The sequence below is a fragment of the Zarconia sp. genome (genome assembly GCF_057467645.1).
This window is the reverse complement of record NZ_JBRJXU010000122.1, coordinates 94,719-108,534: the sequence shown is the minus strand read 5'-3', so window position 1 is coordinate 108,534 and position 13,816 is coordinate 94,719. Positions and strand designations below refer to the sequence as shown.

At 51.4% G+C, this 13,816-nt stretch carries 14 protein-coding genes and 1 tRNA gene; 6 read left to right on the top strand and 9 right to left on the bottom strand.

Annotated elements, in window-relative coordinates:
• The first annotated feature begins 464 nt into the window (after positions 1 to 464).
• Positions 465 to 3,128 (top strand): C39 family peptidase, encoded by a 2,664-nt coding sequence (locus AC2215_RS19055; RefSeq protein WP_486811584.1) that lies wholly within the window; start codon positions 465 to 467, stop codon positions 3,126 to 3,128.
• Positions 3,129 to 3,327: 199 nt separating this feature from the next.
• Here the strand turns inward: AC2215_RS19055 and AC2215_RS19050 are convergent, their stop codons facing one another.
• The 3 genes from AC2215_RS19050 to aat form a co-directional block, all read right to left on the bottom strand.
• Complete coding sequence (locus AC2215_RS19050; RefSeq protein WP_486811583.1) at positions 3,328 to 3,927, bottom strand: hypothetical protein; 600 nt, start codon at positions 3,925 to 3,927, stop codon at positions 3,328 to 3,330.
• A gap of 223 nt (positions 3,928 to 4,150) precedes the next feature.
• Positions 4,151 to 4,222, bottom strand: a tRNA-Thr gene (locus tag AC2215_RS19045).
• Positions 4,223 to 4,437: 215 nt separating this feature from the next.
• The gene (gene aat / locus AC2215_RS19040; RefSeq protein ID WP_486811582.1) at positions 4,438 to 5,022 is read right to left on the bottom strand and encodes a leucyl/phenylalanyl-tRNA--protein transferase; all 585 of its coding nucleotides are present in this window, start codon (positions 5,020 to 5,022) and stop codon (positions 4,438 to 4,440) included.
• Between the two features lie 87 nt (positions 5,023 to 5,109).
• Between aat and AC2215_RS19035 the strand changes: the two genes are divergently transcribed.
• Positions 5,110 to 5,439 (top strand): hypothetical protein, encoded by a 330-nt coding sequence (locus AC2215_RS19035; RefSeq protein WP_486811581.1) that lies wholly within the window; start codon positions 5,110 to 5,112, stop codon positions 5,437 to 5,439.
• Positions 5,440 to 5,528: 89 nt separating this feature from the next.
• Here the strand turns inward: AC2215_RS19035 and rpsN are convergent, their stop codons facing one another.
• The 5 genes from rpsN to AC2215_RS19010 all read right to left on the bottom strand — a co-directional run bounded on the left by rpsN (position 5,529) and on the right by AC2215_RS19010 (position 10,901).
• Complete coding sequence (gene rpsN, locus AC2215_RS19030; protein ID WP_486811580.1) at positions 5,529 to 5,831, bottom strand: 30S ribosomal protein S14; 303 nt, start codon at positions 5,829 to 5,831, stop codon at positions 5,529 to 5,531.
• A gap of 199 nt (positions 5,832 to 6,030) precedes the next feature.
• On the bottom strand, positions 6,031 to 7,155 hold the full coding sequence (locus tag AC2215_RS19025; protein WP_486811579.1) for a geranylgeranyl reductase family protein: 1,125 nt from the start codon (positions 7,153 to 7,155) through the stop codon (positions 6,031 to 6,033).
• Positions 7,156 to 7,549: 394 nt separating this feature from the next.
• Complete coding sequence (locus tag AC2215_RS19020; protein ID WP_486811578.1) at positions 7,550 to 8,614, bottom strand: hypothetical protein; 1,065 nt, start codon at positions 8,612 to 8,614, stop codon at positions 7,550 to 7,552.
• A gap of 163 nt (positions 8,615 to 8,777) precedes the next feature.
• A complete protein-coding gene (locus AC2215_RS19015; RefSeq protein WP_486811577.1) occupies positions 8,778 to 9,968 on the bottom strand; it encodes a sulfotransferase domain-containing protein in 1,191 nt (396 codons plus the stop codon).
• A 192-nt stretch (positions 9,969 to 10,160) separates the two neighbouring features.
• The gene (locus tag AC2215_RS19010) at positions 10,161 to 10,901 is read right to left on the bottom strand and encodes a tetratricopeptide repeat protein (protein WP_486811576.1); all 741 of its coding nucleotides are present in this window, start codon (positions 10,899 to 10,901) and stop codon (positions 10,161 to 10,163) included.
• Between the two features lie 232 nt (positions 10,902 to 11,133).
• On the opposite strand from AC2215_RS19010, the gene AC2215_RS19005 reads away from it, so the two are divergent.
• The 4 genes from AC2215_RS19005 (at position 11,134) to AC2215_RS18990 (ending at position 13,612) form a co-directional block, all read left to right on the top strand.
• Positions 11,134 to 11,721, top strand: a complete 588-nt coding sequence (locus AC2215_RS19005; protein WP_486811575.1) for a Uma2 family endonuclease — start codon at positions 11,134 to 11,136, stop codon at positions 11,719 to 11,721.
• A 67-nt stretch (positions 11,722 to 11,788) separates the two neighbouring features.
• Positions 11,789 to 12,100, top strand: a complete 312-nt coding sequence (locus AC2215_RS19000; RefSeq protein WP_486811574.1) for a hypothetical protein — start codon at positions 11,789 to 11,791, stop codon at positions 12,098 to 12,100.
• 138 nt (positions 12,101 to 12,238) lie between these two features.
• Positions 12,239 to 12,844 (top strand): Uma2 family endonuclease, encoded by a 606-nt coding sequence (locus AC2215_RS18995; protein WP_486811573.1) that lies wholly within the window; start codon positions 12,239 to 12,241, stop codon positions 12,842 to 12,844.
• Between the two features lie 93 nt (positions 12,845 to 12,937).
• On the top strand, positions 12,938 to 13,612 hold the full coding sequence (locus AC2215_RS18990) for a Uma2 family endonuclease (protein ID WP_486811572.1): 675 nt from the start codon (positions 12,938 to 12,940) through the stop codon (positions 13,610 to 13,612).
• A gap of 17 nt (positions 13,613 to 13,629) precedes the next feature.
• Here the strand turns inward: AC2215_RS18990 and AC2215_RS18985 are convergent, their stop codons facing one another.
• Positions 13,630 to 13,764 (bottom strand): hypothetical protein, encoded by a 135-nt coding sequence (locus AC2215_RS18985; protein WP_486811571.1) that lies wholly within the window; start codon positions 13,762 to 13,764, stop codon positions 13,630 to 13,632.
• Positions 13,765 to 13,816: the final 52 nt, after the last annotated feature.

The window sequence follows — 13,816 nt, the reverse complement described above, 5'->3', positions numbered from 1 at the left end:
CTTGATGAGCGAAGCGATCGCACTGGCTACATCTGGTTGCAGGGGAGCAAAGTACTTCATCCCTATTCCCCATTCCCCATTCCCCGCCCTCACCGGAAACAGTCTTATCCAAAACTGACGTTAGCCTAGATTCTTCACCACGCCGCTCGTAAATGCCTGAAACCCTGAATACTCGTCGAATTCGGGAATGGTCGCTCGATGACAAACGGTAATGGGGACAAAACTCGCCAATTAACTGATACTGAAGGCTTCCAGCTGTTTGGAGAAGGCGATGGTGAATAATGCCGGTTAGACGGTTTCCGATGACCGACTCATGCTCCAACGGCTCGACCAACTCGCGCACCATTCCCCACACTCCTTGACCAATGGCACATCAGCAAAACCACCTCACCAATGACCATTGCCTCTCACCCATGGAGCGACTAAAGTGAAAGTTAGTGACGCTATCGGAAACACTGACGCTCATGGGTGTTCTAACCTATCTCGCTCCCCAAGAAGTTACCGTCCGTCGGCCGACAGTGCTGCGGGGAACCTTCGACCCGCAACAAGTGACGGAGATCTCCGTCATTGCCGAAGACCGCTTTCCCCTCCCCGTGGCGATCGATCCGAATAATGGCACCTGGCGGGTGACCCTAGACCGGGGATTTAGCGGTGCGGGAGTGCGCTGGTTGCGCTTGCGGGGGAAGAACGGGGCGAACCAAGTCCAAAGCGATCGCGTCGTCTACCTCACCGTCAGCCCCCAACCGATGGCCGAAGCGGAAGGGTTGAGCGTCAAAGTTTTACAAAACACCTGGCTGAAAGTTTCCCCCTCGGGTTCGAGCAGCCTCAACGACGAGCAAAAAGTCTTTATCCGAGCGGGAGAAACCCTGAAAGTCCGTCGCTACGCCCCCCTTAACGGACACCTCGCCCTCGAATTCGAGACTCCCATTTCCCCAGTGGGGCAGTTTGGCTACTTTTACCAACCCCACGTCCGCCTCGCATGGCAGGGACAAGATTTCTTCTTCGAGGAAGACGAACTGCCGCAACCCCCGGTGGGGACGATTTTGGTGTGGGTCAAACAGGATACGAAAATTAAAGCCGTACCGGAAAGTTCGAGCGTCTTACCCGGCGATCGCCAAGTCACCCTCTTCGCCGGACAAACCCTGATCGCCTACGGTTACGCCTGCGTCGACGGGCACTTCCGAGTCACCCTGCGCGACTCCATCCCTAAATTGGGTAATAGCGGCTATCTCTACCGCAATCACGTGCGCCTCAAAGTCGAAGATGAGTGGATCGAGTACGATCGCAACGCCTTAACCGTCACCTTGGAAAAAACCACTGTCTTCAAAAAGCGTCCGATCGATTCCTCCCGACTTTCCGCAGCGGAAAAAGTCACTCTGAATGCTGGCATGGTTTACGGTGTCAGCAGTTATGCCCTCGAAGATTCCCATTTCCGGGTGGCACTGACAGAAAATATGCCCGGATTCGGCAATACCGGCTACCTCTTCGCCGATTTCGTCCAACTCAAAGAAGGCGGCCAACCTTTCAACGTCTTCCCCAGCCTCAGCTATCGGGGACCGGTGGAAGTGATGGTGGGTCAGCCGACAGTACTCCACGGCACCTTCGATCCCACCAAAGCCGTTGCGGTTTCCGTCGTTGCCGAAGATAAATTCTCCTTCCCCGTCAGTCTCGATCGCAATGCCGGTATTTGGCGGGTCACCCTCAACAATGGCTTCAACGATCCCGGATTGCGCTGGCTGCGGGTCAAGAGTACCAACCGCAACGGCGCAACCGTCGGCAGTCAAATTTTTTACGTTACCGTCAGTAACGATGCCCTGACCGTTGGCGATACCCTCACTATCCGCATCCTCAAAAATACCCTCTTTAAAATTGCCCCCGTCGATTCTGACCGATTGACCTCCGAGCAAAAAGTGAGGTTCGATACGGATACGACCTTGGCGGTGGCGAAGTACGGCTTCGTCGACGGTCACCTGAAAGTAGTACTCAAAAACCCCGTGGCACCGGTGGGAGATTTCGGATACTTTTTCGAGTCCCACGTCGAACTGAGGAAAGGCAACCAAGTGTTGCAGTTCGACATCGGTGACGTGCCGGATATTCCCACCACCGGGGAGTTGTTGGTCACCGAAACCACTTACATCAAACTCAAACCAGAACCCGCATCGAGTTTACCCGCCAACCAAAAGGGTCGGTTGCTTCTGGGGCAATCTTTCGGGGTTCTGGGGTACGCTTCAATCTCGGGACATTTTCGAGTCACCCTCAAAGAGTCCGTCCCCGGTTTCGGCAACGTCGGTTTCGTCTATCGCAATCACGTCAAACTGCGCCAAGATGGCAAACAACTCGTCAACTACGATGCCAATGCCCTGACTCTGACGATTCGTCAGCAAACGGCTTTAAAGCGTCGCCCGATCGCCTCAAGTCAGCTGAGTTCGGGGGATAAAACCACCCTCCCCACGGGACGGGTGTACGGCGTGGCGGGGTACAAAATCGAATCCGAACATGTCAAAGTCACCCTCACGGAACAGTTACCCGGATACGGCAACACCGGCTATATTTTTCCCGACCACGTTTTGATGCGACGCGGGGGCCAGAAGATCGACTTATTTCCCAAACTCCCCAAATACGTCGAACTCAACGTTCCTTATCTTTCCCAGCGTTGGAATCCCCGGTATTACTGGTCTACCTGTAACGTCACCTCGATCGCCATGGTCTTTGCCTACTACGGCATCGAACCCGAGGCTAGCTACCCTCTCGCCGACGACCTGTTGGAGTGGATTTTTAACAGCTACGGCGAAGGGTCTCAAACGGAACACGAAGTTCTCCAGCGACTGATTCGCGCCTATGGATTCGAGACCAGTTTCTCGACAACGCGCAAGTGGCGGGAAATCGACTGGGAACTGGCGAACGGTCGTCCCGTGGTTCTGGCGGGGGATTACGTGCAACCGAGCGGTCATATCGTCACTGTCATCGGCTACACCCCGGACGGATTGATTGTCAACGACCCTTGGGGAGATGCCCTCACCGGTTACTCCAACACCGAAGGCGTGCGCTTGTTCTATCCCAATGGCTACGTCAATTCAATGAGCGGCCCCGAGGGGAATATTTGGGCCCACTTTATTAAGAAGAAGTAGGTCGAGGGTGTGGGGATCGGGGAGACAAGGGAGACAAGGGGACAAGGGAGAGGGGGGAAGAATGACGCTCTAGATGTGGGGACGCGGTGATGCAGTGATGGAGAGTACGAATTTTGATTTAATGCGCGCATTTTCTCCCCCGGCCCCCGAGAGCGAACGAAGCTTCCTCTGCCCCCTTCGCCCCGAAACCCCTACCCTCTCAAAGTTCCCCCGAAGCTGGTTCGAGTGCGGTTAGGTTAAAGGAATTTAGAAATCGATCGGCTTCGACCAAAAAGTTGGTGAGATCGTCTTGGGAAGTAACAACGATCGTCTGATAGATTCGTTGGTTGACTAAGTAAACGCGATGTTTGTAAATTAGTCCGTCCAGACCTTCGTAGTACAAGTCCAGTCCCGGATGTCCCCCGAGAGAAATATTGCGATCGGCTTCCAAACGCTGACTGACATTAGCTGTGAGTCCTTGCATAGTGCCTTCTAACAGGGTTTCGGCCGGCAAACCTTGGAAAGCTGGGGGAAAGTCGTTGTAGCGAACGGCATAAACTCGCGTTTGGAGATCGATTCCGATGGTGTGGAGTTGGATTTGACCGACTTCGGTTTCGATCGATTGCACTTCTTCGCGCAAGTTTCCCGGTGGGACTTCGATCGCAAATCCAGCCTCGGGACGAGACAGCAAATCCCAGTCGGATGCGGTTTGCTCGATCGTTGTCGGTTCTTGACCCCAAACGGCTCGAGCGCAAATGGCTGCATACCCTGCCCATAAAAAGAGCGCGGTTAGGGAAGAGAGCAGAATGGGTCTTTTCATGGATGAAGTGCGTGTAAGGGGAAGTAATAAGTAATAAGTAATAAGTAATCAGTAATAAGTCAATAGAGGTCTGCGAAAATCGGGATAAAATTCTCGGATCCGACCGATCCTCGATCGATAGTTTGTAGGATGGACAGTTTTTATCGCCGCAGTTGTGGGTGGCGTTCGTCGGTAGAGTATATCGATCGCCCCCTTGAAGGTTTTGGAATGGTTTCTAAATTAAAGCCGATGACGAGATTTGAACTCGTGACCGCTCGATTACGAATCGAGTGCTCTACCACTGAGCTACATCGGCACTGCTAACTTAGCATTTTAGCAAATTTGGGGAAGTCGCGATCGCTCCAGGAAAACTTTTTCTCACACAGCGAGATTCGCTTCAAACAGAATCCATGCCTAATGTATATGAGATGCTCGAACCCAGCGATCGTGACTTCGAGCTTGCTGTCCTCGGTTTCCTTTCCCTTGCCAGGGTTGGGCGATCGTTCCCATGAGACGCAATTCACGCGCAATTCAAAATAGAGAGCAGTGACGTCTGAGGGATTTAGCGAGCAAACGCTGATAGTGTTTTTCGCTGAGGGTATACGCACCGAACCGGGCGAGGTGGGGATTCATTAATTGAGCGTCGAACAGAAGAAACCCTCGAGAGCGCAACCGTTCCACCAATTTGACCATTGCCACCTTCGAGGCATCGGGGATGCAATAAAACATCGACTCTCCAATGAACGCTCCCCCGATAACAATCCCCAAGACTCCACCGGCGAGTTGCGTGCCTTGCCAAGTTTCAAAGCTGTGAGCCCAACCGGCTTGGTGCATCGCGAGGTAAATCCGCTTCAACTTGGGAGAAATCCAGGTGGTTTCTCGATCTGCGCAACCGTCTACAACCTCTTCAAAGGCGCGATTTACGGCAATCTCGAAGCGTTCTTGATGGAGAACCCGACGCAGCGACTTCGGATAGCGAAATCGATCGTCGAGGGGAATGACCGCTCGTTCTCGGCTACTGTACCACCCGATATCAGAGGCTTCTCGTCCTTCATTGGCCATTAAAAAGTAGCCTCGGGCGTATCCCTGAACGATCGCGGGGATGTCGTATTCCATAAGTTCGGCGCGCAGCGATAGGAGGTGGGGGTAGCGATCGCGAGAATGGCAAAATAGTAGATAGTCGCATTGTTCGGCACACTATCTATGTCTCAAGCAATTCCACCGATTACCCTACCACCGGCCCAAAATCCTAAGCTCGAAGGAGAGTGGCTCGAACGATCGCTACATCAGTGGCTCGACGAAGAGTTTCTCCCAGAACCCGTCAACGCAGAAATTGCCCAAAGAGCGGCAAGCATCTACGTGCGACAGCGTATGGAAGGAGAGAACGATGTTGGCTCTCTGGTAATAGCGATCGTCACCGAGATGCAAGGATTTGACTTTTCCCAAAGTTTTTACGGTGAATTTGCCGTCGCGAATGCGGTTAGCGACTTATTACTCGACAGTTTGGGCATCGAGCGCTGTTGCGGGCAGTGACGCTCGACAGTTGAGAATCGAGAACGATCGCGCGATTGCGGCTTGGTTCTCTGCTTCGCTCGTGTGCCCTCAAAGTTTAAGCGCCAAGCCTACCAGCTCGATTTAACAACGCCCGGAAGCAAACCTTCGTGGGCCATTTCTCGGATCGCATTCCGAGACAAACCGAAATCGCGGTAGTAGCCTCTGGGTCTTCCCGACATCCAGCAACGATTCCGCACTCGGTTGGGTGCGCTATTGCGAGGGAGTTGCTGAATTTTGCGATGGATTTCCATTTTCTCCATCTGAGAAGCCGCTTTATCAAATTGCTCCTTGAGAGCTTCGCGTTTGGCCGCGTATTTGGCGACGAGTTTTTTGCGCTTTTTTTCGCGCTCGATCATGCTTTTTTTTGCCATGAATGTAGGATTGAGAACCCTCAAATTGACATATACCTTACATATCATACCGGATTCGACCGCCCTTGGTGGGGCGGGGTAAAAGGCGCATCGGAAGGGAAGAATGCAGAATTTGGAATGCACTATTCTCAATGATTCTTCCGAGCGCCCGCTCTCCCCATTTTCCCTCCGACTTCCCTTCATCAAATGCCTGCGGGCCTCAACTGGCTAACCCGAAACTGATTCTCTTGAGCGCCCGTTCCACAATATCGGCGTAACGTACTTCCCCATAGATCGTCGGTACGATGCGATCGAAGGCATGGGGGAGTTTGACTCCAAACTTATAAGCAACAAACGGAAAGCGATAAAACGCCTCTGCCAACCGCTTCGCCCAAGCCATATCTGCACCCCATTCTTCATTAATCGTTTGGGTATAGCGCTCTAGGGCCTCCAGATCGCCAGCCAACGCCCCATCGATCGCCTCGGAGGCTTTCAAACCGCTAAAAATCGACGGGCGAATCCCTTCTGCGGTAAACGGATCGACCACGCAGGCCGCTTCTCCTGCGAGCAGCGCATTTTGGGTATGGAGGGTTTGAGTTCCGTTCCACAAAAATAAGGGATGGCCTTGGCGGTGGCAGGTGTTGAAATCGACCTGAAACTGAGCGGCATAATCTACCAGAGGAGCGGCGATATTTTCGACTTTTTCGCGACCGGGTCGAAACGCGCCACTCCCGATGGAATGACCATCGGCTTTGGGAAAATTCCAGGCGTAGCCATTTTTCACCAAGCCAAATTCAAAATGGGCCACGTTGGTTTGGCTCATGGTAGCGCGCGGTTCGACTTCGATCGCCCCACACATCGTTCGCCGACGATTTCGAAAACCCAGCCAGTCTGCCATCGGTCCTTTGGAACCATCGGCCGCGATCGCATACTGCCCTTCAAAAACGCCACGGGGCGTTGTCACAAACCAGCGATCGCCTTTAAACTCAATGCCGCGAACGGGGGTACCATCATAGAGCGTCGCGCCCTGTTCTTGAGCTTTTTGGGCAATGAAGCGATCGAACTCATTCCGTCGAACCATCCACATCGGTTTGGTGTGTAATGTCGCCTCGACTGCATCCCCCATCTTCCAGGTGCATCTGACGGTGTCTACTTTGGCAGAAATTACCGGACTAAAGTCAAAATCGAACCACCCGGCAACTTGGGGAGATACCCCACCCCCGCAAGGTTTTTCTCGGGGTAGAGCTTGTTTTTCCAGCAATAAAACCGAGCGGCCCCGCTTCGCGAGATGATAAGCGGCAGTGCTACCGGCCGGTCCAGCACCGACAATAATGCAATCGTACATGGTTCGTATCCATAATCTTGGCCCATCCTTATCTAGCCTAACCTCAGTTTTGGATCAGACTATGTTAGATGAGAGTGGGGGTGGGCAAGGGAGAATTCGGAAGCGCGGAATTCGGAAAAGGGAATGGGGAATGGAGCACTTTTCTCCCCAGCGACCAGATGTATCGAGTGTTGTACCCTCGCTTTCGCGAGGCTTGCCGACCGCCCTAAGGTCATCGAGAGTCGGCATCCGGGCGAGGTGGCTTCAGTAAAACTAATGTTACCCTACAGCAAGGAGCTGATGGGCTTTTTGCAAGGGCGAGCCAGTATCGAGCGCGTTTCTCTTCGGGGGAAGTGGAGGGTTGTTTGCAGCTGATGGCTAAGAGTCTATACCTGAATGCTGAGTGCCATTCACCTCAAACGGCGAGCGAAACTTTCGGTTGCAAACCCACGTCCTCCAGAGTTAAATCGAGCGCTTTCACCTGAATGTTCGACCATTCCGTTGACTGTCCCCAATATTGAAACAAACCAAAAGATGCTCGTTCGATTCTGGGTAAGTGCGGATCGAGATGGAGGTTATCCTCCTGGCAGACCCACAAATCCGGTTCGGGATTGCCTTTCTTCCAAATCCGAAAGCGAGCGCAACTCACTCCTGCCTCCAGAATGACTTGGTGTCGAACGCGATAGGTTACGTTCGATCGAATCGGCAGTTTCAAGTCTTTTTTGGTGTGAATGACCCACGTCTCGTCTTTGTCGTACAGGCAATCGCCCCAAGCAATCCAAATCTGGGGCCATCCCCGATAATCGAGGGTTGCCAATCCGGCCGTGGCATATCCGGGTTTGATGCCCAGATTCGGGGACTGTTCGACGTGGGCGGCAAAAAAATCGCTCAACCCCAGAAAGCACCACCCTTTGCCGCTTTCGGTAAATCGCACGTCGTAGGTCGCTTCTTGGCTGCCGTGGGGAGAACCGAGGAGAAGCAGAATATCGGAACCGACAGGGGTTCGGGAGACGATCGCATTTTTGGCGCGATCGATATCGAAGTCCCCGTTCACCACCTGACCGATGTCCTGAATGCTGTCGAAGTTGCGCAAATCCTGCAAGTTCAAGGCCACAGAGAGCGGCTGGGAATCCCAGAGAAACTCAACCTCGAGAACTTCGCGCACCCCGGAGCGATCTTCAATATCGATCTCCACCCGATTCCACCCTTCTTGTAGTTGGGGGCGATCGATGGGAATCTCGATATTGAAGTGACCCGGTCGATCTCGCAGTCGCAAAACAGAGGGGGTTCGGGTTCCCCAGGGATACTTCGGACCGTCCGTTGGGTGGGATTCGACGTAAAAATGCACGGGAGAACTGCCGTTGAGGGAATAAGTCGATCGCCTCGCGGGAAGGGTGGCATCGGTTTTGCCCAAAATATTAATATCGCCATGTCGATAGCGAAATCGCTGTTGGTTGCCGTGTAAAAGTTGAATGGTCATGTCTCGTTTTGTGGGGTTTGCTCCCTTTGATTCGGGCGATCGTTCGCGTTCTTCTAAGCCCGTTTTAAATTTGCTGAAACCCAGATTTTCCCGTTATCGAGAGATGGGTAAAAAACTCAATCATTCGTTTTGAGGAAAGCTGGAGTTTAACTCTCACTAACACTCATGATTCTGGATAACCCAATCTGCCAATCGATTCTTTTGTCACTTGTTTAAAGTACGCCAAGATCGACTCATCGAAATAATTCTTCCAATCCCCAGATTCTCCTTTTCGATAGTGAGAATTGATGTCTTCTTCACCTCGATCGCGTCCTTGGGTATAGCGCTTAAACTGATGCCGATCGTATAACTGAGAAAATCCCTCTTCTGGCATGTCAATTTCCAGAAAATCTAACATGTTTTTCAAAAAAGCTTTATTATCGCTTGCCAAGTCTTCATAGTGAAACACTTTTATATTTTTTTCTTCAGTATCAGCTCGTTTTAGCCAAGATTGTAAAGCCGCAAATAATCCCATGTCTTCTAGCCGATCGATCGAATACTTCAATCCATCCTTCAAACTGAGCTGTTCTAAATCTTTTCGCATTTTAGGGATATAGGCAACCAGAGAATGGGAATACTTGGTTGAAAAGTAGAAAGACACCACAATATCCCTGGGGTCTCTGGCGATGAAAAAAGTTTTGTATTTTTCGGGCTTGGGAATTGTTAGATACGTCGGATAGCTGATATATACATGAGTGGCAATGGTTTGGGTCGGCAAAGCTCGATTGAAACGAGCATCTTTCAAACCGGCTTGAGTGTAAGGGAAAGTCACCAAACCCGTGTACTGATAGAAAAGGCGATCGTTAAAAATCGATCGAAACCACTGACTTGCTGTTTTTTGCACGCAACAATGGTAAATATTCTCATAGGGCGAGTGTTTCAACACTTCAACGCTAGAATGTTTAAGTTCCATCGCTTTTTTAAAGCATTCACTAGCCCGATCGAACTCCTCTATTTGTTGCAAAGTATAGCCCAGTTTATTCTGAACGGCGCTCTGATTTGGCTCGATTTCCAAAGCTTTCTGATAGGCGATCGCCGCTTCTGAAAAGTTGCTTTTTTTCTGAAGAATCGCTCCCAAATCGCACCACGTTCGAGGGGCGTTAGGTTGGACTTTAAGCGCCCCTCGAATCAAATTTTCAGCCAATCCGTATTTGCCCGTTTGCCATGCCAATATCCCTAACCCGTGTAGTGCATCGGGTTGCTCTGGCTGAACGTTGAGAATCTTGCGATACACTTGCTCGGCTCGATCTAGGCGATTGGCTTTATGCTCTTGAACGGCGAGTTCGAGTGCTTCCGAAAGGGTAACCTGTGTCATCTTCCATCCTCTTTTCGATCGGGTCGAAACCCTCTATTTACATTGAGTTTGACTGAGTTTTACATTGAGTAACGAATCGTCTAACCTAGTGCAGCACGGTAGAAATAAGTACCTAGCCTTTAACCCGCGAACGCTATGCGTACTGGGCATTTTGCATTTTTGACTTTGCACTTTTAATTCCGCGTAGCGGCACTAGAGCGCAGATCGATAGATCTCCAGAAAATCGCGGAGTTCTGTATCGCTAGGATTGAGCTCGGCAGCTTGTTTGTAAGAGTCGAGTGCTTCCTCGAATTTCCCTTGTGCGTGGAGAGCGTTGCCCAAACTGTAATGGGCGATCGCCAACCCCGGATTCAAGGCGAGTGCCTGTCGGTAATAAGCAACGGCCGTCACCACATCCCCAGCTTTCTGGCAGGTTTGACCCAACTGGGCATTCGCCATCGCGTAATCCCCTTGCCGTTCCGGGGGCAATTTTTCTCGGGCGTAGAGGGCGTTGGCCAGATTGACATCCGCTTCGGGACAGTCAGGCTGGAGTTCGAGGGCTTTTTGATAGGTGGCGATGGCTCTCTCCCACTCCCCTTGCTGTTGCAGGGTGTAACCCAGGTTGTTGTACGCTGCGACTAAATTGGGCGCGAGGGCGATCGCGCGCTTGTAAGCCTCCACCGCGTCGTCGAACTTTCCTCGGACTTGATGCAGGTTCCCCAACCCGAACCAGGCTTTCACCGACTCCGGGTGAGCGCGAACGGCACGCTCGAATAACTGCTGGGCGCTGTCGTATTCACCCGCTTGCTGGGCAAGCGCTCCTAAGCCGCAAAGGGCATCGGGTTGATGGGGGGAACTCCCCAATACCTTGCGGTACACTTGTCCGGCTTGAAGGAAGCGATTAGCTCGATGGTATTGAGTTGCCAATTGTAGAGCTTCGGACACCGTTGCCATCTCAAAATCTCCTTTTCTATTTTTTTCGGGTTGGTTACCGTGCAGTTTTTCCCATTCAATTCGAGTCCCCAATGGCAACTCAAAAGCACCTTAAAAAAAGAAGCTTGGATTTTATTTTTATTTCGCCAATTTTAAACGCAAAATCCAGGGTTGATGTTGCCAAATTGGCACGAACAATTGAGCAAAGTTGTAAAATAACGATACCCAGTTGTCCGCAAGGAAAGCGATTGCCATGACCGTAGCTACCGAAAAACTCACCCTTGCCGAATATCTCCAATACGACGATGGAACGGATACGGTATACGAATTGGTTGAAGGAGAATTGGTGCCGATGGCTTTGGGGACGGGAAAACATGGCGGAATCTCTAAATTTCTAGAACGCAGCTTCGACGATGAAAGCAGCAGAACCAGAAAAAACTGGACGGCACAACGGTTTGCCGTTGGCGTTCGATCGCCCCGTGGCGGATGCTGGGACACGTGCAGAATTCCCGATGTCGTTGTTCTCCCCATCGAACAGTGGGAAAATCTAGCTAACCGAGAAGCAGTTATCGAATTTAACGAACCCTCCCCGATTCTGGTGGTGGAAGTCGTCAGTCAATCGACTCAAACCACGGATTACCGCAGCAAGCGATCGGAATATGCGGTGTTGGCAATCCTGGAATATTGGATCGTCGATCCCCTGCAAGATGTCGTCACGGTTTGCACCTTGGAAGAAGGGTTCTACGAGGCGATCGAATTTCGGGGGGAAGAACGGATCGTGTCGGCGACGTTTCCCGAGTTGGAGTTGACGGCTGGGCAGGTGTTGTCAGGGGTAGGCTGAAGGCGATTGCCCGATTGAAAGAGAAGATTACGATTTTGAGAAATCCATCGATCCCCCATTCTCAAGCATGAAAAATAGATCGCAATCGGACGACTGGCTTCTCAAGCGTGGAGATGAAGTGTTGGGGTCTCTCAAGTACGAAGAATTCGACCAACCCTGGTTCTATTTTCAATTTCATCCCGAACCTGCCTTTGCTTCAATCTGCGAACTGTTTGAGGAAGAACTTCGCCTACTCAATGAAGATCGGTTGGATGAGTGGGAACGAGCGTACGATCGGATCGAAACACTCGGTCTGACCCTTGTTTCAACCGTCGATGGAAGAGAACTGCACGAATTTCTGCTGCATATTGACGGCAACTGCGCGTGGTTCCGCGCGTAGCGAGTTGAATAGATAAGACGAGGTGGCTGTGGGAAGGCGATCGCACTTCTCAAACAATGCTCGAAACTGAAAACACCCTCTCAATTCACCTCTACAATTAAAAACACCCGTACGTCTCGGTCTGAGGGAGTGACGACGATGACCACAACCCTGCGCATCCAAACCCAATCCACGCCGTTAACGATCGCCCTACCCGCGATCGCACCGATGACTCGCGATGAGTTTTATGCCTTCTGCCTCGCCAATCGAGATCTCCGCATCGAACGCACTGCCACGGGAGAAGTAATTGTGATGCCACCCGCCTTTTCTGATACTGGAAACCGCAACTTTAATCTTGCTGCTCATCTCTGGGTTTGGACTGAGAAGGATGGAACGGGACTGGGATTTGATTCGAGTGCCGGATTTACCCTCCCCAATGGGGCTACTCGATCGCCTGATGCTGCTTGGATTAAAGCGGAACGGTGGGATGCGCTGACGGAGGCGGAAAAAGCATCTTTTGCCCCAATTTGCCCGGATTTTGTCATCGAGTTGCGTTCTGCTAGCGATACCTTAAAGGGCTTGAAAGCGAAGATGGAAGAGTATATCGAGAATGGGGTATTGCTGAGTTGGTTAATCGACCGGAAAGATCGCACGGTTTATATTTACCGACCCGATCGAGATCCCGAAATTTTGGCAAATCCCGATCGGGTTAGCGGCGATCCAGAATTACCGGGTTTTAGTTTGCCGATGGCCAAAATTTGGTAATCCCAGAATGTTCGGAATTAAGGGCGATCGCGTCCGGGGAAATTTAGACTAAAATAACCGAACCGTTCTCTCTTGTTGCGCTCCCGTGCTGTTATGGTCAGTGTCACCCCGATTATTTCTCAGCCGGTTCCCCAGCCTGTTGGTGAAAAACGATTTGTGTTTCGTTCCCTGGACTGGCAGCGTTACCAAACCCTACGGGAAACGCTCAATCGAGATCGTGCGGCCTCTATGATGGCGAATCGCAACATTCGTTTTACCTACATGCACGGAACCCTGGAAGTTACTGTGTCGCTGGAAATCCATGAATTCTCTGCTCGACTTATTGAGAAATTCATTTGGATCTTGGTGGTGGAACTGGGGATGAAAATCAAAACGATGGGTTCGACGACATTGGATCGAGAGGCATTAGATCGATCTGCCGAACCCGATGATGCTTACTACATTCAGAATCAACCCTTGGTTGCCCGACGAGATGTGGATCTCGATCGCGATCCACCGCCGGATTTAGTGGTGGAAGTGGATATTACCCATACGGATATTAACAAGTTACAGCTCTACGCGGCGATGGGAGTCCCCGAATTTTGCCGGTATAACGGCGAAGTTTGGCGAATTTATGCCTTGTGCGAGGGTGAGTATCGGGAAATGGAAGTGAGTCCGACATTTTCCCAAGTGCCGAAGGTGAAGTTGTATGAGTTTTTAGCAACGGCGAGGCAAGATGAGGTGGAAGCGGAATTGATGTTGCGCAAATGGGTGCGATCGGTTGGGTAGAGGATGGCTTGGTCACATCACCAACCCACCGTACCAATCCACCGTAGGGGCAAAGCATTCGGGCGAAAAATCAGGCTATTTCCAGTATTTAACAATCCGGATGCTTCGCCCACCCCCAACGATAATATCCAAACATCGATCGATTTGCTCACACATCTAACCCATCCGAAAATCGATCGCCTGCGCAATACATCTAGAGGGCGA